The sequence below is a fragment of the Bradyrhizobium sp. SZCCHNGR1005 genome, from assembly GCF_032489995.1.
Classification (GTDB): Bacteria; Pseudomonadota; Alphaproteobacteria; order Rhizobiales; family Xanthobacteraceae; genus Bradyrhizobium.
In genome coordinates, this window is record NZ_JAUEZC010000008.1 from 107585 (window position 1) to 130362 (window position 22778).

Below are 22778 nucleotides of genomic sequence, written 5' to 3' on the forward strand. Positions count from 1 at the left end.
GGAGGCTTGCCCGAATTGTGGGCTAATTTGTCGCTGCACGTAAGAGGCGAAAAGCGTCACCCTGTGCTTAACTCCTGCTCAGCGTCAGCCTGCGATGAGCGGAGGCCGCCGCGTCGATCGACCACACCGCCTCGCCTGGATCGTGGCTGGATTGTTGTAAATTTACGACAGTCTTTGTAAATCAATCCGATGCAGCTAGCGCTGCTTGTTGGATGAGCAGCATCATTCCACGCGCAGGTTCGACAATTCGGCACATCGGCAGTCTCCGACTTGGCATGGCTCAGGCGTTCGAGCCGCGGACAAAAATCTCAGTAATGTGAACTAATAAGCTTCGCGCGCCGATCGCTTTCGGCGCCGGCCTGACCGCGCTTGCAGCTCCGTCTCGTGCATACAAGCCGATGACGTCGAGGCGCCACCCTGATGAAAGGCGCGGCAGGCGTTGAAAAAAGATGAGGCTTCTCCCCTCGGCAGATCGGCGCAACTCTCCGCTCCAACAAATGTGATTGCTTTTCAACTGGGGGTGCTCATGACGTTTCGTCGGACAATCATTGCGGCAGTGACGCTGGCGGCCGGAGTGCTGGGGACGATCGGCTCTGCTGCGGCGGCCGATCTGCCGGTCAAAGCCGCGAAGAAGGCAGCCGATCTGCCATTCTTCCTGCTGATCGATAACCGCGTAAGCTTCTCATGGATGCCGAAGGGCACCGATCCCGGTGTATTTTCGGTGCGGCCGGACGGAAGCATCAACGGCACCACCGCCAAGCAGGTCTACTCCTTTACCCATTTCGATCTCTGGCAATACGGCACCAACTTCTTCACGATCTCGATGTTCAAGTCGGACCATAACGATCCGGCCAATCCTTGCACCAATGCCGGTGTGATCTTCACGCCGTCGACCGGAATTGCCACGCCGGCGTCGTGCGAAGGTGCAACCGAGATCTATGGCCTGTTCCGCTCGACCTTCGGCTGGAACGAGATCTTCAACACCAAGGCCTTTACGATGGGGCCGCTGCACAACGTCTCGTTCGAAGTGGGCATGGATGCCAATACCGAGAACAATTATCTCTCGCCGGCCAAGCGCGACGTGGTCGCGGGTCTGCAGTTCGCGTTCGATCTGCCGTATAAGGGCTATATCGACGTTGCGCCTCTGGTCTATTGGGAGTTCTACAACCGCAATGCCTTTACGCAGTGCGGAGCTGGCTGGCAACTGCCGGCGCCTGCCGTACCCGGCGTGAACTGCCTTAATGACGGCAACCGCAGCTTCAACCCGACCTGGGCTGTCGAGGTCAATTACTACATGGATCTGGGCTTCCTGCCGCCCAACATGCAATTCTGGTCGATCAGCGGCCGCGCCGGATGGTATGGCGAGAAGGGGAGTGAGAACAATCCGCTGCCGGGCATCAAGACCGCGATCGAGTTGAACTCGGAGCCGATTCGTCTGACCTTCGACGCCAGCAAGGCGGTGCTGGGCGAGAAGTATTCGCACTTCGTCGATCTCTGGGTCGCCTACCGCTACTGGCAGAACAAGTTCGGCATCGACCATAAGGTCAGCACGGTCTGCAACGTCCGGGCGGGTGTCAGCAACAACTCCTGCACCGAGGAGACGGTGTATGGCGGCATCACCGTCAAGTTCTGATCATCGCATCTGATGAGCCGATGGCGCCGCGATCGCATCCGGCGCCATCGACCGTCTTCCTAGGGACCCGCCGTCAGGTCCCCCACACGCCGGCGTGAACCGCTTCGGCCTCGTCCTCGAGCAGCGGTCCGATGACCTCCGTCGGCCGCTGCCCACTGGCGAACACATCGCGGCAGGGCAGGTCGAGTGTCGGGTTCTCCGGATGGTTGCCGGTGATTGCGCGCAAGCGGTGTTCGCTCAAACCGTAGACCACACGCCCGATGCCAGCCCAGTAGAGCGCGCCTGCGCACATCGCGCAGGGCTCGGCGGACGAATACAGCGTCGCTTTCGCTCTGACGTTTTCGCTTAGCGTGGTACAGGCTTCGGTGGCGACGAGTCGTTCGGCATGAGCCGTGCCGTCGCGCGTGGGCATGTAGCCATTCTCCATCTCGATCAGGACGTTTCCGTGCTCATCGGCCAGAATGGCCGCGAAAGGGTGGTTGCCGTGCGCGAGCGATCGGAGCGCGACGGCGTAAGAACGCCGTAGGAAATCTTCATCGCCCGCGCGCGATCCGGGAACGCCGGTGCCGGCGGGTGCGCTGCCATTGATATGCTGCTTGACCATTGATCCTCCGCTGCGGAGCGATGTCCCCAATACTGAGCTTCTCAGGCTCGCGCAGCAAGTCTTCCTAGGTGCCGCGTGGGATCGTGCTGTGCGTGCGCTCCGTTTCGCAGTATGTATGAGCGGGCGGACGCATCGAAGTGCGTGGTGCGCAGAACCGATGACAGAACGACTACAGCGTCAAGAGTAAGACCTTGAACAACCGGAGCGTCTCACCGTGCATAGTTTTGACGCATGCTGGTGCGATTTGATGCAGTCATCGCTCTGATAACGCTCTTGACAGAGTCCGGGTTCTAGACGACCGTTGCCATGCGCGTTGGGCAGCGTGGCCCGTCAACGCAACGAGTTCAATCATTTCCAACACCGTCCCGAAAGGGTGCGTTTGGTTGGTGGCGAGGGCGCCCTCGGCTTCACAGCCGGCGGGCGCTTTTTTTGTTTTGGGTCGAGGAATGGCACGGAAGCAGTTTCGGATCGGCGTGATGTTCTCGACGACGGGGCCGTACAGCGTCGTCGCGCGCTCGATGCTGAACGGTGCGCTCTTGGCGCTGAGCGAGATCAATCAGACGCAGGATGGCGTCACGCTCGAACCGGTCGTGGTCAATCCGTCCGGCGATCTTGCGAAATACCGTGAGCTCAGCCTCGACCTCTTGAAGTCCGGCATTCGCCAGGTGATCGGCTGCTACACTTCGTCGAGTCGCAAGGAGGTTATCCCCTGTTTCGAGAAATTCGACGGCCTGCTCTGGTATCCCTCTCATTATGAGGGATTCGAGAGTTCCGATAACGTCATCTACACGGGGGCGGCGCCGAACCAGCATGTATTGCCGTTGGTCGACTATCTCGCATCCCGGGTCGGAAAGCGTGCCTTCTGCGTCGGGTCCAACTATATCTGGGCGTGGGAGAACAATCGCATCTTCCGCGAAGCGCTGACGGCGCGCGGCGGTACGGTCGTGGCGGAACGCTATCTCTCGGTCGGCGACATCGAATTCGACCAGGTTATCTCGGCGATCCTCGACCAGCGCCCGGACTTCGTGTTCAACAACCTGATCGGCACGAGCGCTTACGCATTCCTTCGCGACTTCCGCGCCGCCTGCCGCTCTCGCGGCATCGACCAAGCGGCGCGAATACCGGTGGCGAGCTGCACGCTCTCCGAACCCGAACTGCAGGAAATCGGCGCCGAAGCTGTCGACGGACACCTGTCCTCCAGCGTGTATTTCTCTTCACTGAACACGGTGGAGAACGCGGCGTTCATGCGGACATATACGAGCGCCTTTCCTGGTGGACCCGTCGCCTCGGCCGATGCGGAGGCCTCCTATATCGCGGTGAAGCTGTTGGGCGCGACACTTGCGCAGGCCGGGAGCGACGAATCGCGCCTCGTGCGCGGCGCGGTCGCCAATCAGCGCCTGCGCGCGCCGCAAGGCGAGGTGCGGATCGATCCACAAACCTATCATGCCTGGCTCACGCCGCGGATCGGCCGCTCGTCCCTCCACGGACAATTCGAGCTGCTCCTGGAAGCGCGTCAGCCGATCGAGCCAGATCCCTATCTCGTACAGTCGTCGCCGCGCTTTGCGACGGCCATGCGTCCTCCGCTGCTGCGAATGGTGAAATCATGACATTCCGATTGCTGCAGAACTTCAAGGGTGGCCGTGCGCTCGTGGTCATCCGCCGCGCAGGATGGGAATCCACGCTGGAGACGACGCTGGCCAAGCTCGGTGTCGCTTGCGAATATCCCGACATTGTCGACGGCCGCGCCCAAATCGATGTCGGCAGTTTGCACCCCGAGCGCGATATTCTCTTCGTCGACGGAGATCTCGATGGCGCCGTGACGTTCGAGGTCAATCCCGTATCGAAGCTGCCGCCGGTACCGGTCATCGGGCTGGTCGGCGTCGAAGCCCCGAGCCGGCTGAAAGCGCTCGTCAACCTGGGCGCGACCTCGTTTCTGCGCAAGCCCGTGCACGGCGGAGCCGTCTATACGTCACTGTTCATGGGCATCAATCAGTTCCTGTTGCGCGCGGAGATGTTCGAGCAGTTGCAGGAGCTGGAGAGCCGCCAGCGGGGCCGGCGCGCGGTGGTTCGAGCGGTCGTCCTGCGCATGCAGGAAACCGGATCGAATGAGGACGATGCCTATTCGGAACTTCGCCGCGACAGCATGCGCGTGCGACAAAAGCTGGAACTCTACTGCGAGGAGTTTCTGAAACGACGGGCGAGACCGCCCGATACGCCCGCCCGTGCGATCAGCGTCGCGCTGGAAGGCGAAAAAAAGCAAGCGATGTAGGAGCATCACGATGACCAGATCTGTAGTGAGAGGGCTGCGCGCCGCGGCCCTCACGGGAACGCTTGTCCTTGCGTCAGGCGCGCTCGCGGCGGAAAATCCGATCAAACTCGGCGTGCTGGAGGATCAGTCCGGCGATTTTGCGGCTGCCACCATCGGCAAGGTGCACGCGATCCAACTCGCCGCCGACGAGATCAACAAGGCCGGCGGCATCATGGGCAGGCCGCTGGAGCTCGTGACCTACGACACACAGTCGGACAACACGCGCTACCAAGAGTTCATGCGGCGCGTACTGCAGCGGGACAAGGTCGACGTCGTGTTCGCCGGCTTCTCCTCGGCCTCGCGCGAGGCGTACCGGCCGATCGTCGACCAGTTCAACGGCTTTGCCTTCTACAACAACCAATACGAAGGCGGCGTCTGCGACGGCCATATGATCGTGACCGGCGCGGTACCCGAGCAACAATTCTCGACGCTCATTCCCTACATGATGAAGACCTACGGCAAGAAGGTCTACACCCTGGCGGCCGACTACAATTTCGGCCAAATCTCGGCCGAGTGGGTCCGCAAGATCGTCAAGGAAAACGGCGGCGAGATGGCCGGTGAGGAGTTCATCCCGCTCGGTGTTTCCCAATTCTCGCAAAGCATCCAGAACATCCAGAAGGCGAAGCCGGACTTCGTGGTCACGCTCCTGGTCGGTACCGCGCAGGCCTCCTATTACGAGCAGGCGGCATCCGCCAACGTCAACCTGCCGATGGCATCCTCGGTCAATGTCGGTCAGGGCTATGAGCACAAGCGCTTCAAGCCGCCGAGCCTGAAGGACATGTACGTTACGACCAACTATATCGAGGAAATCGATTCGCCGAAGAGCAAGGAGTTCTACGCCAAGTTCAAGGCCAAGTTCCCGAGCGAGCCTTATGTGAACCAGGAAGCGGAGAATTCCTATCTCGCGGTCTATCTCTACAAGCAGATGGCGGAGCGGGCGAAGTCGACCAAGCGCGACGACATTCGCAAGGTGATCGCGCAGGGCGACGTCTGCATGGATGCGCCCGAGGGCAAGGTCTGCATCGACCCGAAGAGCCAGCACATGTCGCACACGATCTATCTGGCGAAGGTCGGCGCCGATCACTCGATCTCCTTCCCGAAAGTCTGGGAGGACATCAAGCCGTACTGGCTCGGCGAAGCCGGCTGCGACCTGACCAAGAAGGATCCGATGGCGCAATACACGCCGTCGAATCCGCCCCCGCCGAAGCCCTGATCGGCGGAAGAGTCGCCCCGGCGTCCCTCACGCCGGGGCGGCTCTTGCACCCCCCGCAAATCTGCGCCCCCGCATATCTGACCTTGCGCAAACCTCGACCGAAGTCATGGACATCGCGACACTGACATTCTCCGCACTCTACCAATTCGGCGACGCATTCGCGTTCCTCGTGCTGTCGGCCTGTGGCCTGGCCGTCATATTCGGCATGATGGGGGTGATCAATCTCGCTCATGGCGAGTTCATCATGTGCGGTGCTTACGTGACCGCGGCGACGGTGCATGCCGGCCTGCCGCTGCCGCTCGGCATCCTCGCCGGCACCCTGGTCGCGGCTCTGGTCGGCGTGCTGGTCGAACTGCTGGTGGTCCGGCATCTTTATGAGCGTCCGCTCGATACGATTGTCGCGACCTGGGGACTGAGCCTGATCGCCACACAAGGCACCTTGATCCTGGTCGGCTCCACTATGGCCGGCGTCGGCACGCCGTTCGGAAGCTTTCAGGTCGGCGCCTATTCCTACTCGGTCTACCGCATCGTGCTGTTCCTGGCGGCGCTCGCGGTGCTGGGCTTGCTCTATGCGTTGTTCAATTGGACCCGTTTCGGTGTGCTCGCGCGCGCGACTATCCAGGTGCCGCACATGGCGGCAGCGCTGGGGGTCGACACCCGCCTGATCTACAGTCTGACCTTCGCATGCGGGGCAGGGCTCGCCGGCCTCGCTGGCGGGCTCTACGCGCCGACCATGACGCTGGTGCCGACCATGGGCGCGACCTTCATCATGGAGGCGTTCGTCACGGTGGTGATCGGCGGCGCCGATGTCTTCCTCGGCACCGCTCCCGCCGCCGGCGTGCTCGCGATCGTGAAATCCGCGATGACCTCCTGGCAGGGGCAATTGTTCGGCCAGATCGGGCTGCTGATCGCGGTCATCATCGTGGTCCGGGTCCTGCCGAAGGGCATTTCCGGCTTCGTGCTGCGCGAGCGGACCTGAAGGAGAGCGATCGTGACCGGACTCGTTTCGCTGCTTCGCCGTCTTGAAGGTCCTCAGACGCTCGGTCGGGGCCGGGGCTTTTGGTCGTTGTTCGCGCTGGTGCTGGCGGGAGCCGTGGCCTATCCGCTGTTCAGCGACGGCTACACCGTCGGCAACACGGTGTACTTCTTCGTCTGGGTGTTCATCGCGCTCAGTCTCAGCCTGATCTGGGGCTATGGCGGCTCGCTATCGTTTGGCCAGACGGCTTTCTTCGGCATCGCCGGGTACGGGTACGGAATCCTCACCATCAATTTCGGCTCGGCCTATGGTTTCACCTGGATCGCGCTCGTGCTCGCGGTCTTGATTGCCTCGCTGTTTGCGGCACTGCTCGGCTATTTCATGTTCTTCGGGCGTATCGCGGGCGTCTTTCTCGGCATCGTCACGCTGGCCGTGACCCTGATGCTCGAGCGCTTCATGGCGCAGACGGCGGGGCCTGAATGGCACATCGGAAGCGCACGCCTGAACGGGTTCAACGGCATGAGCGCAATGCCGCCGCTGACCATCCCCTGGTTCGACGAGCCGATCGTACTATTCGCCGACGTCGGTCTTTACTACGTCGTGCTCGCGATGCTTGTCGTGGTCTATCTCGCACTGCGCATCCTGATGAATTCCTCGTTCGGGAACGTGATTGTCGCGATCAGGGAGAATCCGGAACGGGCCGAGATGCTCGGCTACGACATCCGGAAATACCAGCTGATCACGTTCGTTATCGGGGCGGCGCTCGCCGGCCTCTCCGGCGTGCTCTACACGGTGTGGGGCCAATACATCACGCCGTCCAGCATGGGCATGACCGCTGCGTCGCTGCCCTTGATCTGGGTCGCCGTTGGCGGCCGCAGCGACATCACCGCGACCCTGATCGGCACGCTCGTCGTGCTCGCGGGCTTCCAGGCGCTGACGATCTACGGCAGCCAATATGCGCTGGTATTCATGGGCGTTCTGCTAGTGGCGACCGTCCTGATCGCACCGAACGGGCTGGTGCTCGGCATCATCAGCTGGGTCGGCCGGCTCGCCACCCGTCGTAAGCGGGAGGCTGCCTGATGACGCTGCTCGAACTGCGCGGGCTGAACAAGCATTTCGGCGGCCTGCATGTGACGAATTCGGTCGATCTGGCGCTGCAGCCCGGCGAAATCCATTGCCTGATCGGGCCGAACGGCGCCGGCAAGAGCACGCTGTTCCGTCTGATCCTGGGCGAATATAGCGTCGGCAGCGGCCACATCTATTTCAGCGGCGAAGAGATCACGACACTGAAATCCTTCGCACGTATCCGCCGCGGCCTGTCGGTGAAGTTCCAGGTGCCCGGTGTGTTCAAGGGGCTCTCGGTCCGGCAGAACCTGGAGATCGCGCTGCAGAGCCGGCATCGCGGCGCCGTACTCGCGCAGGAGATCGATCGGCTGCTCGCTTTTCTCGCCCTCGAAGCCGAGCAGGCGCAGAGCGCGGGCAATCTCAGCCACGGCCAGAAGCAATGGCTGGAGATCGGCATGGCGATCGCGCTCAAGCCGCGGCTGTTGTTGTTGGACGAGCCGACAGCCGGGATGTCGCCGGAAGAGACACATATGACTGGCGAGATGGTGCGGCGGCTCAATGCGGAGGGCGTGACTGTGCTTGCGATCGAGCACGACATGGCCTTCGTCCGTCAAGTGGCGCAGCGGGTCACGGTGCTGCATCTCGGCCAGGTCTTTGCGCAAGGCTCGATCGAGGAGATCGTCGCCGACGAGCGCGTCGCGGCGATCTATCTGGGACAGGCTCATGCTTGAGGAAACGCGTAAGGAAGTCATCCTCACGACGCTCGGCCTGCGCGCCGGCTACGGCGGCAAGCCGGTGCTGCAGGGGCTCGAGATCGAGGTGCGCGAGGGCGAGATCGTCGCGGTGATCGGCCGCAACGGCGTCGGCAAGTCGACGCTGATGAAGAGCCTGATCGGGCTGGTGCCGGCGATGTCAGGTTCGATCGTCTATCGCGGCGAAGCCGTCGAGCATCTGCCCGCGCACAGGCGTGCGCGGCTCGGCATGGGCTATGTGCCGCAGGGCCGGGATGTATTTCCGCGCCTGACGGTCGGCGAGAACATCGCCGTGGGCGCCGCGATCAAAGGCGGCATTCCCGAAGACGGCAAGCGGCGCGTGCTCGATGCGTTTCCGATCCTGCAGGAGCGTTGGACGCAGCGCGCGGGCACCATGTCCGGCGGGCAGCAGCAGCAGCTTGCGATTGGCCGCGTCTTGATCGCCGATCCCAATCTGATTCTGCTCGACGAGCCCTCCGAAGGCATCCAGCCGAACATCGTCCAGGACATCGCGCGCAACATGGTCGAGCTCAACCGCCAGACCGGTGTCACGATCATCCTGGTCGAGCAGAATCTCGACATGATCCGAGCGATGGCGCAGCGCTGCTACGTCATGGACAAAGGACGCATCACCGCGAGCCTCGCGCACGCGGCGCTCGACGACCAGGCCGAGATGCGCCGCCACCTCGCGGTCTGATGCAAGAAACGTCACAACCAGAACAAGGAGAATGAGAATGGCCTGGCAGTCGGAATCGATCATGGCCCGCAAGGGCATCGCCAAGGGCAAGCGCGGCAGCGAGCACGTGATCACGGAGAAAAATCAGGGCAAGTACCACTATGTCTACGGGCCCTATGTGAACCCGATCCTGAGCGTCGATCCGGGGGCGGTGGTCTCCGCGGAGACCCATGATGCCTTCGAGGGCCAGATCAAGCACGAGACCGACAGCCCGTCGAAGATCCTGAATTTCCCGTTCCTCAATCCGCAGAATGGGCCGATCTACGTCAACGGCGCCGAGAAGGGCGACACGCTCGCGGTCTATATCGAGAGCATCGTGCCGCGCGGGCCGCAGCCGCGCGGCACCACCGTGGTCATGCCTGATTTCGGCGGCCTGGTCTCGACCGGAAATACGGCCTTGCTCAACCCGGCACTGCCCGAGCGCGTCAAGAAGCTCGAGATCACGCTGGAGAACGGCACCAAGTGGAACGACAAGATCACGCTACCCTATGAGCCGTTCATCGGCACCATCGGCACCTCGCCGGAAATCGAGGCGATTTCCTCGCTGGTCCCGGACTATTATGGCGGCAACATGGATCTGCCTGACGTTGGCGTCGGCGCCATCATCTATCTGCCTGTGAACGCCAAGGGCGCGCTGCTCTATCTGGGCGATTGCCATGCCGCGCAGGGCGACGGCGAGCTCTGCGGTGTCGCGATCGAGCATCCGACGGTGACGACGGTCCAAGTCGACCTGATCAAGAACTGGACTATCGCTTGGCCGCGGCTCGAGACCAAGGATTTCATCATGACGATCGGCTCGGCGCGGCCGATGGAGGATGCCGCACGCATCGCCTATCGCGAGCTGTGCCGCTGGATGGCCGCCGACTACGGCTTCGAAGAGATCGAGGCTTATATGTTGCTGACTCAGGCCGGCCGCGTCCGCCTCGGCAACATGGTCGACCCGAAATATACGCTCGGTGCTTCGATCAAGAAGTCGTTCCTGGTCTGAGGGGAACGGCAGGATGTCGTCGACATACAAGGTCGCCACCGTTCAGTTCGAGCCGACATTGTGCGAGAAGGAGCGCAACATCGCGCGCCTGCTCGAGCTTTGCGAACAGGCGGCTGCTGCGGGCGCCAAGCTCATCGTGACGCCCGAGATGGGGACGACCGGCTATTGCTGGTACGACCGCGCCGAGGTCGCCGCGTTCGTGGAGAAGATCCCGGGCTCGACCACGCACCGGTTTGCCGCTTTGGCGCGCCGCCACGGCTGCTACGTGGTGATCGGCATGCCCGAGGTCGATGACGACGACATCTATTACAACAGCGCGGTGCTGATCGGCCCCGACGGCATCATCGGCCGGCACCGCAAGACGCATCCCTATATTTCCGAGCCGAAATGGGCGGCGGCCGGGGACCTGCACAATCAGGTGTTCGAGACGGAGATCGGGCGCATCGCGCTCCTGATCTGCATGGACATCCATTTTGTCGAGACTGCGCGGCTGATGGCGCTCGGCGGGGCGGATATCATCTGTCACATCTCGAACTGGCTCGCCGAACGCACTCCGGCGCCGTATTGGATCAGCCGCGCATTTGAGAACAGTTGCTACGTGATCGAGAGCAATCGCTGGGGGCTGGAGCGCACGGTGCAATTCTCCGGCGGAAGCTGCGTCATTGCGCCCGATGGCGCCGTCGCAGCCGCAATCGACAAAGGGGACGGAATCGCCTTTGCCGAGGTCGATCTTGCAGTTGCGCGGACAAGACGCGTGCTCGGAGAGCCGGTGTTGGCGCAGCGTCGGCCGGAGCTCTATCCGGAGCTGCTGACCAATACTTACAGCTGGAACCCCCGCGATTTCTTCGGGCTCTACGGTCATCAGCCATGGCCGGCTGGAAAGCGCTCGCGGGTAAGTGTCGGGCAATTTGCGCCCACACCGGAGGTCGCGACGAACTTGTCCATCATTGCCGATCTCGCGCGCAAGGCGAAGGTGGACGGCGCCGAGCTCGTGGTATTCCCCGAACTTGCGGCGACGGGCCTCACCGACCCGGCCGGGTCGGCGCAACCGATCCCGGGGCCGGTGACGGAGCGGCTTGTTGCGCTTGCTGGCGAACTCGACATCTATCTGGTCTGCGGGCTAGCCGAGCGCGTGGGCGAAGAGAGCTACAACAGCGCCTGTCTCGTCGCTCCCGACGGAGCCGTCTCGGTCTATCGAAAGACGCACCTTGCGAGCGGCGATCGAAGCTGGGCTACCGCGGGCGACAGTTGGACCGTCGTTGACACCCCGATTGGGCGCATCGGCTTGTTGATCGGCCACGATGCGCTGTTTCCTGAAGCAGGGCGGGTGCTCGCTTTGCGCGGCTGCGATCTGATCGCTTGTCCGGCGGCGGTGCAGGGGGCGTTCACATCGTCGCACGCGGGCACCACGGTCGCGCAGCCCGCACCGATTCCAACTGGAGCCGACCCCCAGCATTGGCATCATTTTCGGGTGAGGGCGGGAGAGAACAACACCTTCTTTGCGTTCGCAAACGTGCATGATCCGGCCCACGGCTACTCCGGACTGAGCGGCATCTTCGGCCCCGACACCTTCGAATTCCCGCGCCGTGAGGCAATTGTATCGGATGGGGCGGCGATTGCGACCGCGCAGATCGATACCAGCAACCTCGACACTGCCTATCCAACCAACGTTGTAAGGCGCAAGGATCTGGTCGCGATGCGCATGCCCCACAGCTATCGTGGGCTCGTCCGCACACAGGCCGGCAATCGATGACCTCCAGCGGAGGTTGATGACGAAGCAGAGGAGCTGACAATGGATATGGGGCTCAAAGGAGCGAAAGCTCTGATCACGGGTGCTACCAAGGGGATCGGCCGGGCAATCGCTGAGACGCTGGCGGCAGAAGGCGCCGATGTTGGTATCTGCGCTCGCAACACCGGAGATGTCGAGGCGACGGTGGCCGCGCTGAAAGCAACAGGTGTCACGGCGGCCGGAAAGGCGGTCGACGTCGCCGATGGACCCGCGCTGAAAGCCTGGGTCAACGAAATGGCCGATGCGCTCGGCGGGATCGATATCGTGGTCGCCAATGTGAGCGCGCTCGCCATCGGTCAGGATGACGAGAGCTGGAGCAAGGAATTTTCTACGGACATGATGGGGACGGTTCGGCTCGTCGATGCCGCCATGCCGTATCTCGAGAAGAGCAAGCACGCGGCCATCGTGACGATTGCCAGCGTGTCGGGGCGGGAAATCGATTTCGCCGCGGGTCCCTACGGCACATTCAAGGCTGCGATCATCCACTACACTCAGGGGCTCGCTTATCAGCTGGCGGCCAAGGGCATCCGTGCCAATACGGTTTCACCGGGCAACACCTATTTCGAGGGCGGCGTATGGAACACGATCAAGGATGGCAATCCCGATCTCTATAAGGCGGCGCTTGCGCTCAACCCGACCGGACGGATGGGGACACCTCAGGAGATGGCCAATGCGGTCGTGTTCTTGGCGAGCCCCGTCGCGAGCTTCATTTCCGGCACGAACCTAGTCGTCGACGGAGCTCTGACGAGAGGTGTGCAGTTCTGAGCGTGGACACTGGGCGAGAGGCAGCAACGCGGTGATGTTGATCGGGCGTCGGCAGACGGTCCCCATCACCGACGATAAGTGCCGATGAGGGTCGCTTCGGCGAGCGTGAACTGGCGAGCCTTGTGCGCGACCTCCCGGCAAGACGTCCCTGGATGGACCTTGAGGTGGTCGGTCGAAAGAGCCAGGAGCTGGAAATGATAGTGGTGAACTCCATGGCCCCGAGGAGGGCATGGACCTCCATACCCGATCGTTTTGAAATCGTTGAGCGCCTGTTTCAGGTTGCCGGCTTGGGCCGCCCCCTCGGCAAGCCCGGCCTGATCGGGCAGAAGATCGTAGACGGCCCAATGATGCCACGTTCCAGCCGGCGCATCCGGATCACTGCAAAGCAGGACCAGGCTGCGTGCGGTGCTCGGCACGCCTGACCATTGCAGAGGCGGTGAGATATTTTCACCGTCGCAGGTGAAGCGTTGCGGCAAGGACGATCCGTCCGCGAAGGCGCTGGATGCGAGTTTCATGCGGCCTCTCCATCAGCTTGCGAGTGAAGTCGCCTCCGGCTTCACCAATTCGTCCAGATCCGGCTCGCCGACATGGGCGAGCATCACGCGGCGCACTTGGTCCCTCAAACGAATGACGGCCTGAAAGTCGGAGCCGGATGGCATTATCGGATCGCAGATCGCAACGCTGATTGCGCTGTGACGCGGAAACCACTGATCGCTGCGCAGCATGGTTCGCGTGCCCTTGATGATGCCCGGCAGAACCGGAACGTTGAGCTCGGCTGCGATCTTGAATGCGCCCAGGAAAAAGCCCGAAAGCCCCGCGCGCCGGGTGAAGGTGCCTTCGGGGAAGAACACCAGAATGCGTCCTTGTTGTGCGAGAGCGGTCAACGTCGCCGTGTCCGTCAGGCTGCCTGCAACATCGTAGCGCTCCACGAACGGGATGGCGAGCCGTCGCAACATCAGTCCGGCGATGACTTGTTGAGCCAATTCGCGCTTGGCGACGATAGCGGGTTCCGACGGTAGCGTCGCGGCCAGCACAAAGGCATCCATGTAGCTCGAATGATTGAACACGAGCACGGCTGCATGGCGGGGGATCTTTTCGAAGCCCAGAGTCGTGAGTGGCACGCCCATGGTGCGGAGCGCGCCGCGGCCGATGCATCGAAGCGCCGACCAACGGGCGGATACGCTCGGCAGCACCAGGACGGCCAGGCATCCGGCCAGGGCCGAACAGCCTAGTACGCTGCACCACCACGCCGCATAAGATGTTTCGGAGATGCGGCGCGCCACCCGCCGGAGTTGCGGGCCGATGCCGGCGAACGCGAGCCGGAGCAATTGCCACCAGAGGACCCGCTGGATTGGGCCGATATGGCCGCTCTGATAGAGTTTCTTGGCGGCGCTTCGCCGGATTTTCCCGCTGGAGGTCTTCGGTACCGTGCGGGGAGGCGCAAGCACGATCTCGTCCGGCGGCGTTCCCGCGACATCGGTGACAATCTCATGTGCGCGGGCCTGCAAAGTGGCCCGCATGCCTGGATCGGACTCTCGCGTTTCGAGCAGAACCACTACGCGTTCGGTCCCGGTTGCGCGATCGGCAACGCCAAACACTGCAACCCCGCCTTTGTGCGCACCTGGCAAGGCTGCGACGGCCTCCTCGATCTCCTGCGGATAGAGATGGCGGCCGGCCCGAATGATGATGTCCTTGATGCGGCCGGTGATGAAGATGTCTCCATCGGCCATGTAGCCGCGGTCTCCCGTGTCGCGCCAGTCGCCGCGGACCAGTTCACGCGTCTTTGCCTCATTGTGGAAGTAGCCGCTGGTTGCGGATGGACCGCGAAATTCGATGCGTCCTTCCCGCCGGTCGCCGAGTTCTCGCCCGGCCTGATCGACGATCCGGATTTCGTGGCCGGGGAGCGGCTGGCCGCAGCCGACGAGTTCGAACGGTCGCGGATCTTCTGGCTTGGCAGGGACCGCAACACCATGGAGGCTGAGCTGATCCCGGTCGATGCGGTCGACCGGCGGAAGGCGTCGCGCAGGCCGGAAAGCCAGTCCGACCGAACATTCCGCCAATCCATAGACTGGCGCCATCGCGTTCGCAGGAAAGCCGTACTTGGCAAACCGTTCGGTGAACTTACGTAGGGTTTGGACGCTGACCGGCTCGGCGCCGTTGGCGACCATGCGCAGCGAACCGAGGTCCAGGCCCTCAAGCTCCTGGTCGGCGATCTTGGTAAGGCAGAGCTCGAAGCCGAAATTGGGCGATGCCGAGAACGTCGCGCGAAAGCGATGCATCGCCCATAGCCAGCTTTGTGGCCGGATCAAAAAGCTGAGCGGCGACATGACATAGAGCCGGGCGGCGTAATGCAGGCATCCGAGCCAGGCGCCGATCAGGCCCATGTCGTGATAGAGCGGCAGCCAACTGACGAAGATGTCGGATGAGTTCGCGCCGATGACGGTTCCCATTGCGCGGATGTTGGCCAGGAGATTGGCGTGTGACAGGACCACGCCTTTTGGATCGCCGGTGCTGCCCGAGGTGTACTGAATCAGCGCGACCGCAGCCGGATCGTCCACATGCGGGAGCGCCGCCGATACAGTAGACTCGATATCGGCGACGCTGACAACGTGATCGAGATCGCCTGCCATGGCCCGAAGCAGATTCCCCACACGCAGGGCTTCCGGCACGGCTATCAGCACGCGTGCTCCTGCATTCTGCAATATGGTCGTCTGTCGACGAAGATGGTCTTCGACCTGGGATAGACGCATTGGCGGGTAGAGCGGCACCGGGATAGCACCCGCATAGAGAATGCCGAAGAACGCCACGAAGAAATCGACGCTGGTCGGAAGCATCAGCGCCACGCGGTCTCCGGGAGAGATATCCCGCTCGAGCAGTCCGTAAGCGACGCTACGCGCGCGGGCTGCAAGCTCGCCGTAGGTCAGCGTTCCCAGCGAGACCGTTTCGTCCTGCAGGACGGTCAGATGTAACCGGTCCGCATGTCGGGCCGCATGCCAGTCCAGAACGGCCGTCAAGGTGACGGCTTCATCCGGTGCAGGGACGCTCGGAAGCGCGGTCGTGGTGAGGACCTTGAGAGCGGCGACATCACCCGCCGGCCCGCCGCGTTGGACGCAGCGAATGACATCCTCGACCGTTTCCGCTTCGCCGACCGCTTGCGCCGGCAGATGCAGATGAAGCGCGCGTTCGATGCGGAGCACCAGCTCGATGCGCGCCAGACTATCGATCCCGAGATCGCGCTCGATGCGGCTGGAGGGAGTAATCTGGATAAATCGGCTGCGCTGCGGATGCAGCTCGCGGACGAACTCGCGCACGAGCGAAATCAGATGTTCCCGCTGAGATGGTCCCAGTGCGTCATCCATGGTGTCTCTCTAAGCCGCCGAGGCGGCCTGGCGTTGACCCGTATCAATCCGGAGGATGTCGGCTCCTCTGGCTCCCGGCGGATGCGACATCGAAGGTGGCTCTGGCAGGCCTGATCTACGTCAAAGTCTGGCTCCGGCTTGTCGCTAGGCTTGGACGGAGGGATGGAGACACGACGATGCCGGTCCAAAATGCCGAGATCGCCGAGATGTTCGACCACACCGCCGAGCTGCTCGAGATCAAGGGCGATAATCCATTCAGATCGCGTGCCTATCGTAATGCCGCGCGGGTGATCGAGCGGTTGCCGAAGAGCATCACGGGGCTGCTGAAGGCGGGCGAAGACCTCTCGGAACTCCCCGGCATCGGCAAGGACCTGGCCGGCAAGATCGCCGCTATTGTGACCACGCACAAATTCGACGTGCTCGAGCGACTCAAGCGCGAGTTGCCCGGTGATCTCGGCGAGATTGCCGCTTTGCCGGGTCTCGGTCCCAAGCGCGTCAAGTTGCTCTACGATAGCCTGGGAGTGCGGACGCTCGACGATCTGCGGCGAGTGATCCAATCGGGACGCTTGCGTGATCTGAAGGGATTTGGCCTCAAGAGCGAGCAGAAGCTGGTCGCTGCGCTGGCGAAGCCCCCGGCCGAAAGGCGCTTCAAGCTGGTGGAGGCTGAGGCCGAAGCGGAGGCGCTGCTCGCCTATCTCCGCAAAACAAAGGGGCTCGCCGAGGCCGTGGTCGCCGGGAGCTTTCGTCGCAGGCGCGACACGGTGGGCGACCTCGATGTTCTCGCCATTGCGCGCAATGGTGCGGCGGTCGGCAACCGACTTGTCCGCTATGAAAATGTGGCTCATGTGGTCGCGCACGGTCCGACGCGGACGACTATCATCCTCCGGTCCGGCCTGCAGGTCGATCTCAGGGTGGTCCCAAAAGCAAGCTATGGCGCGGCATTGATGTACTTTACCGGATCGAAGGCGCACAATATTGCGTTGCGCGGCCTCGCCAACGACCATGGCTGGAAGCTCAACGAATATGGGCTGTTCGACGATAGGCGTCGGATTGCAAGCGCCACGGAGAATGAAATCTATCGCAAGCTCGGTCTGGCCATGGTTCCACCCGAAATGCGCGAGGACCGCGGAGAGGTTGCGTTGGCGGCCACAGGAGATCTGCCGAAATTGATCACGCTTGGTGATATTCGCGGCGATCTTCATGTTCATTCGCGCTGGAGCGATGGAACCGCGTCGATCGAGGAGATGGCCATTGCTGCGAAGGCGCGCGGCTACGCCTATATCGCGATCACCGATCACAGCAAGCACGTCACGATTGCTCACGGTCTCGATTCCGCGCATCTTGCCCGGCAGCTCGACGAGATCGATCGCGTGAATGAAAAGCTCTCAGGCTTCACCGTGCTCAAGGGAGCGGAGGTCGATATCCTGGCTGATGGGAAGCTGGATCTGCCGGATAAGGTGCTCGTGCGTCTCGACCTCATTGTTGCTGCGGTGCACTACAAATTCGATCTCTCCCGCAAGGCCCAGACCGAGCGCATCATTCGGGCGATAACCAATCCCTACGTATCTGTGATCGCGCATCCGACCGGCAGACTGATCAATGAGCGAGTGCCGTACGAGGTAGACATGGAAGAGATCATTGCCGCGGCGGCTGAACATGGCTGTTGTCTGGAGTTGAATGGAGATCCGGATCGCCTAGATCTTGACGATATTCATGCCCATGCGGCGAAGCTGAACGGTGTCAGGCTGGCGATTTCGTCCGACGCCCATGCCATTGGCGGCCTCGGCAATATGCGCTTTGGCGTGGATCAGGCTCGCCGCGGGTGGCTTGAGGCTGGGGAGGTGATCAATACGCGTCCAATCGCCGAGTTACGCATGCTGCTGAAGCGACGGCACTAGCCGGTTTCTTGCCACGATGGACCGGCAGCAAGACGGAGGAAGAGGTGAGTAAACTCAAGATCCCACATGATGCGCTGATCTTTGTTGGCGACGGCCGAAAGGCATTATTCCTCCGCAACGAGGGAGACGAGAAATTCCCAAATTTGAAGGCTGAGAAGGTCTTCGAGGATGAAAACCGGCCGACTCACGAGCAGGGCAGCGAACGGCCTGGACGGGTCAGCAAGGCGCATCAGTCGGGGCATCGGAGCGCCGTGGATGCGGTGGACTGGCATGAACTTGAAGAGCATCGGTTCGTGCACAACGTTGCGGCTGCGATGGAGCAGATGGTCCGATCGCAAAAGGCGAAAGCACTGATCGTTGTGGCGCCTCCACGAGCGCTCGCCGATCTGCGTGACGCGTTCCACGACGACGTCAAGGCGCGCATCATTGCTGAATTGCACAAGGATCTGACGAAGCATTCGGTCGGCGAAATCGAGAAACATCTTCTCGGGGAGTGAACGACCGACGTGGAGCGCGGATCGGAATTCTAGGAGCGCTGGCAAGCGAATGAATTGGCGCGACGTTAGCTTGACGTTCCCAACGATAGAGCGCACGAAGAACTTGATCGGAAGCGTCAAGTTCGCCGTCCTAAGGCACGACGACCACAACGCAGGGGGCGAGGCTGACAAGCTTCTGAGATACGCTGCCGAGCAGTAGCCCGGTAAGGCGTCCGCGGCCTCTGCGCCCGACGACAATGGCGTCCGGTCCTAGATCTGCGATCGCATCCAGGATGGCCTCGGCCGGGTCACCCCATTTGAGCAGCGTTCTTGCGGCTGTAAGGCCGGCCAGATCCAGGCGGTGTTCGGCTGCCTTGAGAATCTGTTGGGCCATCATGTCGGACGCATCCGCAACGTTGCCCTCGGCTCGTTCGAACGCGGTCTGCTCTGCCTGCGTCAGGGGAACGGCGACCGCCAGCAGGGACAATGTTCCGGACGCAGCCTTCGTCATGGCGATGGCAACATCCAGCGCGCGCGTGGCAGACTCGGACCCGTCCACTGTCGCTATAAAGGTCTTGATCCGGATAGGCATGATGCTCTCCGCGCAACAATTGGCGGTCCAGTCTGTTTGATGACACGAGCGGCAGGTTGATTTCGCTCAAAGTCAACAGATGTTGGCGTGCTCAAATGTCTCATAACTGAGGTGGAGAATTGCGATGCAAACGTCAGCTCGGATCGAGTTCGAGGGATTTGAGGCTTCGAACGAACTGCAAGCGGCTATCGAAAAGCATCTCGCGGAACTCGAAAGCCGTTACGGCCGCGTGACCTCGGGGCGCGTCGTGGTAAAAGGGCCGGGTGAGCACCACCGCACCGGCGGTCAATATCACGTCAACATTCGGCTTGCGCTGCCGGATGGACGCGAGGTCAATGTCGGACGCACGCCGAGTCAGGACGAGCGCTACGCCGACCTCACATTTGCAGTCGACGACGGATTCAATCGCGCCCGCCGCCAATTGCAGGACCAGGCGCGCGTCATGCGTGGCGATGTCAAGGAGCACGAAGCGCAGCCGATCGGAACGGTGGTACGCTTCGACAAGGACGGCGGTTTTGGTTTCCTCGCAGCTGCCGACGGGCACGAAGTGTACTTTCATCGCAATAGCGTTCTCGGCACCGCCGAGGTTTCCGTCGGGATGCGCGTGACCTATGTCGAGGAGCAGGGCCAAAAGGGGCCGCAGGCGAGCTCGGTCAGGGTGCTCGGCAAGCACGCCCTTAAGATCTGACCGGTGGAGCCCAACGTGGCCAACGGCACGTCTTTGTCCCGACGGCCATTGAATGGCAGCGACCGGTTACGTCTGTTCGCGCTGAGGGGCTCGGTCGAAATCGGTCAGGATATCGCCGACGCGCTGGGTTGCCGACTTGCCACGGCCGAGGAGCGCAGCTTCGAAGACGGTGAACACAAGATCCGTCCACTGGACAATGTCGCGGGTTGCGACGTGTACGTCGTGCATAGTTTGCATGGGGGACCGCAAGAGAGCCCAAATGACAAGCTGTGCCGGTTGTTGTTCTTCATCGGTGCACTCAGGGATGCGGGCGCGGCGCGCGTGACGGCAGTTATTCCCTATCTGTGTTACGCCCGTAAGGACCGCCGGACCAAGACCAACGATCCCGTGACGATCCGGTATCTTGCCAGTCTGTTCGAGGCGGTTGGCGTCGGTCGTGTCGTTACGCTTGAGGTTCATAACCAAGCAGCGTTCGAAAATGCCTTTCGCTGCCCCACGGTCGCGTTGAGTGCGGTGCCCTTGCTCACCGAGAAGGTTAGGGACATGGCCGGGGTGCGGCCGATCTGCGTGGTCTCGCCCGATCTAGGCGGCGGCAAGCGGGCCGATCTGCTCCGCGAGACCCTCGAGAGGTCATTGGGGCAGCCGATCGGCAAGGCCTTCGTCGAGAAGCATCGGAGCTCCGGAAAGGTCGCTGGCGATCTGTTCGCCGGCGACGTCGCAGACGCGTTCTGCGTGGTTTTTGACGATCTGATCAGCACGGGAGGAACGTTGGTTCGCGCCGCCAAGGCGGCACGGGCTCGCGGTGCCGCCGAGGTGGTGGCCTGCGTCGCCCACGGTCTATTCATGCCTGGGGCCGAGACTAAGCTTTCGGACGGTGCGATCGATCGCATCGTGATCACGAACTCGGTTCCGCCCTTCAGGTTGCCATCAGGACCCGTTCAAGCCAAGCTCGATGTTGTCTCGGCGGCGCCATTGTTCGCGGCCGTCATTGGTCGGCTGCATCTGGACGAGCGACTGGATGATCTGCTGCCTTACCAGGCCTGATCAGCGGAACGGGTATCCGTCGCGATCCAATAATCGTTCGAGCGCCATAACATCGGTGCCGACGAGCTTCAGATAGGTCTGCGCAAGTCTTGGCCATTTGTCCGGCGTTCGTACATGGGTGTCGGCAAGATGCGCAATGGACAGGCGAGCTCGCAACATGGCACGTCCGATCCGATAGAATAGGAACAGTCCGGAAGCCGGATCGTCGTTCAGAACGACTGCCAACTGTCGCCGTAGGGTGTCGCCGACCGCGACCCCTCCGAGCCGTTCGCATTCAAGATGAAGGAAGGCGAATTCGTCGAGGGCGTCTCCGGCACGCAGCGCCGCATTGAATTCCAGGCAGTCGATGATGGGATAGGAGCCGCCGAGCCATATGTGCTCAGGTCTCAAATCGCCGTGCCCGTCAAGAATGAGCCGGCGATGGATTCGGGATGCCAGGACCGGCCGGCGCTGCTGCAGGAAACGGTGCTGAATATTGACGATCCGTTGGATTTGGCCCGGTCGCAGGTCAAACGTGCCGCCCAGGAGAAGGCGGCGGTCGGCCAGGATCGCCTTATTCAGTCCGGACAGATAGCTATCGGCGCCGAGCAGGAGGCGTGGTGCGCGCGAGTAAAAGCACGTCAGTATCTCCCCGAGCTGACGAATCCGGGCTCGCGGGATTTCTCGGCGGCCAAGCGCAGCCTCGAGGGTCTGGCTTTCGTCCAGGCGGCGCATGACAACGAGCCAGTCGACCACGGTTCCGCTAGCGCCGATCGTGTAGCCTTGCGGGGTGATCGTGAGGGGCGCGACCCCGAGGTAGACATCCGGCGCCAGCCTGCGATTGAGGGTCACTTCAGCATTCGCTGCCGCGGCGCGGCGTTCGAGCGTAGAGAAGTCGAGATAGGGAAAGCGGACCGGCTTCTTGAGTTTGTAGACGCGGTGGCCAGCCATGAAGACCCACGACATATGAGTTTCGCGGACAACGACGTTCTCCGGAGCCGGCACATAGGCCTCGGGACGGCTGAGAAAGCTCACTTTGCGCCTGAGCGAGGCCGGATCGTCTTGGTCGATATCGTTCTGGTCTATGTCGCTAGTCATAGTCCGTGCTGTCGCCCGGCATGCCGTGGCCCTTGATCGATTGCGATCCGTCGTGAACTTGACGCGGATCAACCATGTGCGCAATGGGCGTCGGTAGGATTTTGAAAGCTGGAGATTGCGCCATGTCGTTTGAGAACCGAACGGATGCCGGCCGGCAACTCGCCGGGAGGCTGCTCAATTACAAGGATAGAGATCCGGTGATCCTTGCATTGCCGAGGGGCGGCGTTCCGGTTGCTGCCGAGGTGGCGGCGCTGCTCGACGCTCCCCTCGATTTGCTGATCGTGCGGAAGATCGGCGTACCGACCCAGCCCGAACTGGCCATGGGAGCTGTCGCGGAGGGAGCGGAGGCAACGGTCGTCCGCAACGCCGATGTGATCGAGCTTTGCCAGGTTTCTGCGGCGGAGTTCGATTCCGTCTGCCGCGACGAACAGGCCGAGATCGAGCGCCGCAGCAAACGCTATCTGAAGGGCCGGCATCGGGCGCAAATCAAGGGCAGGTTGGCGATCGTCATCGACGACGGTATCGCCACCGGCGCGACCATCCACGCGGCTATCAAGGCAGTCCGGAAGCAGGGGCCGGAAGAGATCGTTCTGGCGGTTCCGGTAGCTCCGTTGGAGACACTTGAAAAGCTCCGACCGGAGGTCGATGTCATCGTCTGTCTGGATACGCCGGTGGAGCTTGGGGCAATCGGCTATTTCTATCGCGACTTTCACCAGGTCAGCGATGAGGAGGTCATCGCACTGCTAGAGCAGTACGGGTCTAAAGAGCCCGTAAAGCGATCGGCAAACCCGTGATTTGCAATGACAGGGCGATCG

General features: G+C 62.1%; 21 protein-coding genes. 16 read left to right on the plus strand and 5 right to left on the minus strand.

Annotated features, from left to right (window positions below):
- The first annotated feature begins 526 nt into the window (after positions 1–526).
- Positions 527–1633, plus strand: a complete 1107-nt coding sequence (locus QXZ85_RS27600) for a hypothetical protein (protein WP_315705153.1) — start codon at positions 527–529, stop codon at positions 1631–1633.
- Positions 1634–1706: 73 nt separating this feature from the next.
- Here the strand turns inward: QXZ85_RS27600 and QXZ85_RS27605 are convergent, their stop codons facing one another.
- Positions 1707–2237 carry a nucleoside deaminase gene (locus QXZ85_RS27605; RefSeq protein ID WP_315705154.1) on the minus strand — a complete coding sequence of 177 codons (531 nt, stop codon included), beginning with the start codon at positions 2235–2237 and terminating at the stop codon, positions 1707–1709.
- A 446-nt stretch (positions 2238–2683) separates the two neighbouring features.
- Between QXZ85_RS27605 and QXZ85_RS27610 the strand changes: the two genes are divergently transcribed.
- From QXZ85_RS27610 to QXZ85_RS27655, 10 genes are all read left to right on the plus strand, one after another.
- Positions 2684–3844 (plus strand): transporter substrate-binding domain-containing protein, encoded by a 1161-nt coding sequence (locus tag QXZ85_RS27610; protein ID WP_315705155.1) that lies wholly within the window; start codon positions 2684–2686, stop codon positions 3842–3844.
- A complete protein-coding gene (locus QXZ85_RS27615; protein ID WP_315705156.1) occupies positions 3841–4506 on the plus strand; it encodes an ANTAR domain-containing response regulator in 666 nt (221 codons plus the stop codon). The genes QXZ85_RS27610 and QXZ85_RS27615 overlap by 4 nt, the downstream gene beginning before the upstream one ends.
- Positions 4507–4516: 10 nt before the next feature.
- A complete protein-coding gene (locus QXZ85_RS27620) occupies positions 4517–5758 on the plus strand; it encodes an urea ABC transporter substrate-binding protein (protein WP_315741354.1) in 1242 nt (413 codons plus the stop codon).
- Between the two features lie 106 nt (positions 5759–5864).
- On the plus strand, positions 5865–6737 hold the full coding sequence (locus QXZ85_RS27625; RefSeq protein WP_315705158.1) for an ABC transporter permease subunit: 873 nt from the start codon (positions 5865–5867) through the stop codon (positions 6735–6737).
- 12 nt (positions 6738–6749) lie between these two features.
- Entirely contained in the window at positions 6750–7814 is a 1065-nt protein-coding gene (locus QXZ85_RS27630) for a branched-chain amino acid ABC transporter permease (protein WP_315705159.1), read from the plus strand.
- Complete coding sequence (locus tag QXZ85_RS27635; protein WP_315705160.1) at positions 7814–8530, plus strand: ABC transporter ATP-binding protein; 717 nt, start codon at positions 7814–7816, stop codon at positions 8528–8530. Before QXZ85_RS27630 ends, QXZ85_RS27635 begins: the two co-directional genes overlap by 1 nt.
- Positions 8523–9248: an ABC transporter ATP-binding protein gene (locus tag QXZ85_RS27640; RefSeq protein ID WP_315768131.1), complete on the plus strand. Its 726-nt coding sequence runs from the start codon at positions 8523–8525 to the stop codon at positions 9246–9248. The genes QXZ85_RS27635 and QXZ85_RS27640 overlap by 8 nt, the downstream gene beginning before the upstream one ends.
- Before the next feature lie 37 nt (positions 9249–9285).
- Entirely contained in the window at positions 9286–10275 is a 990-nt protein-coding gene (locus QXZ85_RS27645) for an acetamidase/formamidase family protein (protein WP_315768129.1), read from the plus strand.
- Positions 10276–10288: 13 nt separating this feature from the next.
- Positions 10289–12028, plus strand: coding sequence for a nitrilase-related carbon-nitrogen hydrolase (locus tag QXZ85_RS27650; RefSeq protein ID WP_315768127.1), 1740 nt, complete (start codon positions 10289–10291; stop codon positions 12026–12028).
- Between the two features lie 39 nt (positions 12029–12067).
- Positions 12068–12829 carry an SDR family NAD(P)-dependent oxidoreductase gene (locus tag QXZ85_RS27655; protein WP_316175266.1) on the plus strand — a complete coding sequence of 254 codons (762 nt, stop codon included), beginning with the start codon at positions 12068–12070 and terminating at the stop codon, positions 12827–12829.
- Positions 12830–12894: 65 nt separating this feature from the next.
- Here the strand turns inward: QXZ85_RS27655 and QXZ85_RS27660 are convergent, their stop codons facing one another.
- Complete coding sequence (locus QXZ85_RS27660; RefSeq protein WP_315768123.1) at positions 12895–13344, minus strand: YbhB/YbcL family Raf kinase inhibitor-like protein; 450 nt, start codon at positions 13342–13344, stop codon at positions 12895–12897.
- 12 nt (positions 13345–13356) lie between these two features.
- A complete protein-coding gene (locus QXZ85_RS27665) occupies positions 13357–16188 on the minus strand; it encodes an AMP-binding protein (RefSeq protein ID WP_316175264.1) in 2832 nt (943 codons plus the stop codon).
- Positions 16189–16394: 206 nt separating this feature from the next.
- On the opposite strand from QXZ85_RS27665, the gene polX reads away from it, so the two are divergent.
- Positions 16395–18086 (plus strand): DNA polymerase/3'-5' exonuclease PolX, encoded by a 1692-nt coding sequence (polX, locus tag QXZ85_RS27670; protein WP_316224518.1) that lies wholly within the window; start codon positions 16395–16397, stop codon positions 18084–18086.
- A 44-nt stretch (positions 18087–18130) separates the two neighbouring features.
- Positions 18131–18583 carry a host attachment protein gene (locus QXZ85_RS27675; RefSeq protein WP_315728627.1) on the plus strand — a complete coding sequence of 151 codons (453 nt, stop codon included), beginning with the start codon at positions 18131–18133 and terminating at the stop codon, positions 18581–18583.
- 130 nt (positions 18584–18713) lie between these two features.
- On the opposite strand, the gene QXZ85_RS27680 is transcribed toward QXZ85_RS27675, so the two are convergent.
- Complete coding sequence (locus QXZ85_RS27680) at positions 18714–19154, minus strand: universal stress protein (RefSeq protein ID WP_315705169.1); 441 nt, start codon at positions 19152–19154, stop codon at positions 18714–18716.
- A gap of 124 nt (positions 19155–19278) precedes the next feature.
- Here QXZ85_RS27680 and QXZ85_RS27685 point away from each other — a divergent pair, with 124 nt between their 5' ends.
- Together QXZ85_RS27685 and QXZ85_RS27690 are read left to right on the plus strand one after the other, a co-directional pair.
- Positions 19279–19842, plus strand: coding sequence for an HPF/RaiA family ribosome-associated protein (locus tag QXZ85_RS27685; RefSeq protein ID WP_315705170.1), 564 nt, complete (start codon positions 19279–19281; stop codon positions 19840–19842).
- Between the two features lie 15 nt (positions 19843–19857).
- On the plus strand, positions 19858–20886 hold the full coding sequence (locus QXZ85_RS27690; protein ID WP_315705171.1) for a ribose-phosphate diphosphokinase: 1029 nt from the start codon (positions 19858–19860) through the stop codon (positions 20884–20886).
- Here QXZ85_RS27690 and QXZ85_RS27695 read toward each other — a convergent pair whose 3' ends face one another.
- Positions 20887–21900, minus strand: coding sequence for a hypothetical protein (locus QXZ85_RS27695; RefSeq protein ID WP_315761942.1), 1014 nt, complete (start codon positions 21898–21900; stop codon positions 20887–20889).
- 185 nt (positions 21901–22085) lie between these two features.
- Between QXZ85_RS27695 and QXZ85_RS27700 the strand changes: the two genes are divergently transcribed.
- On the plus strand, positions 22086–22757 hold the full coding sequence (locus QXZ85_RS27700) for a phosphoribosyltransferase (RefSeq protein ID WP_315705173.1): 672 nt from the start codon (positions 22086–22088) through the stop codon (positions 22755–22757).
- Positions 22758–22778 lie beyond the last annotated feature (21 nt).

What these genes read in the sequence shown, in the direction of transcription:
- QXZ85_RS27600 (WP_315705153.1), top strand. Translation starts at nt 527, where the DNA reads ATGACGTTTCGTCGGACAATCATTGCGGCAGTGACGCTGGCGGCCGGA.
- QXZ85_RS27605 (WP_315705154.1), bottom strand. Translation starts at nt 2,237, where the DNA reads ATGGTCAAGCAGCATATCAATGGCAGCGCACCCGCCGGCACCGGCGTT.
- QXZ85_RS27610 (WP_315705155.1), top strand. Translation starts at nt 2,684, where the DNA reads ATGGCACGGAAGCAGTTTCGGATCGGCGTGATGTTCTCGACGACGGGG.
- QXZ85_RS27615 (WP_315705156.1), top strand. Translation starts at nt 3,841, where the DNA reads ATGACATTCCGATTGCTGCAGAACTTCAAGGGTGGCCGTGCGCTCGTG.
- QXZ85_RS27620 (WP_315741354.1), top strand. Translation starts at nt 4,517, where the DNA reads ATGACCAGATCTGTAGTGAGAGGGCTGCGCGCCGCGGCCCTCACGGGA.
- QXZ85_RS27625 (WP_315705158.1), top strand. Translation starts at nt 5,865, where the DNA reads ATGGACATCGCGACACTGACATTCTCCGCACTCTACCAATTCGGCGAC.
- QXZ85_RS27635 (WP_315705160.1), top strand. Translation starts at nt 7,814, where the DNA reads ATGACGCTGCTCGAACTGCGCGGGCTGAACAAGCATTTCGGCGGCCTG.
- QXZ85_RS27640 (WP_315768131.1), top strand. Translation starts at nt 8,523, where the DNA reads ATGCTTGAGGAAACGCGTAAGGAAGTCATCCTCACGACGCTCGGCCTG.
- QXZ85_RS27645 (WP_315768129.1), top strand. Translation starts at nt 9,286, where the DNA reads ATGGCCTGGCAGTCGGAATCGATCATGGCCCGCAAGGGCATCGCCAAG.
- QXZ85_RS27650 (WP_315768127.1), top strand. Translation starts at nt 10,289, where the DNA reads ATGTCGTCGACATACAAGGTCGCCACCGTTCAGTTCGAGCCGACATTG.
- QXZ85_RS27655 (WP_316175266.1), top strand. Translation starts at nt 12,068, where the DNA reads ATGGATATGGGGCTCAAAGGAGCGAAAGCTCTGATCACGGGTGCTACC.
- QXZ85_RS27660 (WP_315768123.1), bottom strand. Translation starts at nt 13,344, where the DNA reads ATGAAACTCGCATCCAGCGCCTTCGCGGACGGATCGTCCTTGCCGCAA.
- QXZ85_RS27665 (WP_316175264.1), bottom strand. Translation starts at nt 16,188, where the DNA reads ATGGATGACGCACTGGGACCATCTCAGCGGGAACATCTGATTTCGCTC.
- polX (WP_316224518.1), top strand. Translation starts at nt 16,395, where the DNA reads ATGTTCGACCACACCGCCGAGCTGCTCGAGATCAAGGGCGATAATCCA.
- QXZ85_RS27680 (WP_315705169.1), bottom strand. Translation starts at nt 19,154, where the DNA reads ATGCCTATCCGGATCAAGACCTTTATAGCGACAGTGGACGGGTCCGAG.
- QXZ85_RS27685 (WP_315705170.1), top strand. Translation starts at nt 19,279, where the DNA reads ATGCAAACGTCAGCTCGGATCGAGTTCGAGGGATTTGAGGCTTCGAAC.
- QXZ85_RS27700 (WP_315705173.1), top strand. Translation starts at nt 22,086, where the DNA reads ATGTCGTTTGAGAACCGAACGGATGCCGGCCGGCAACTCGCCGGGAGG.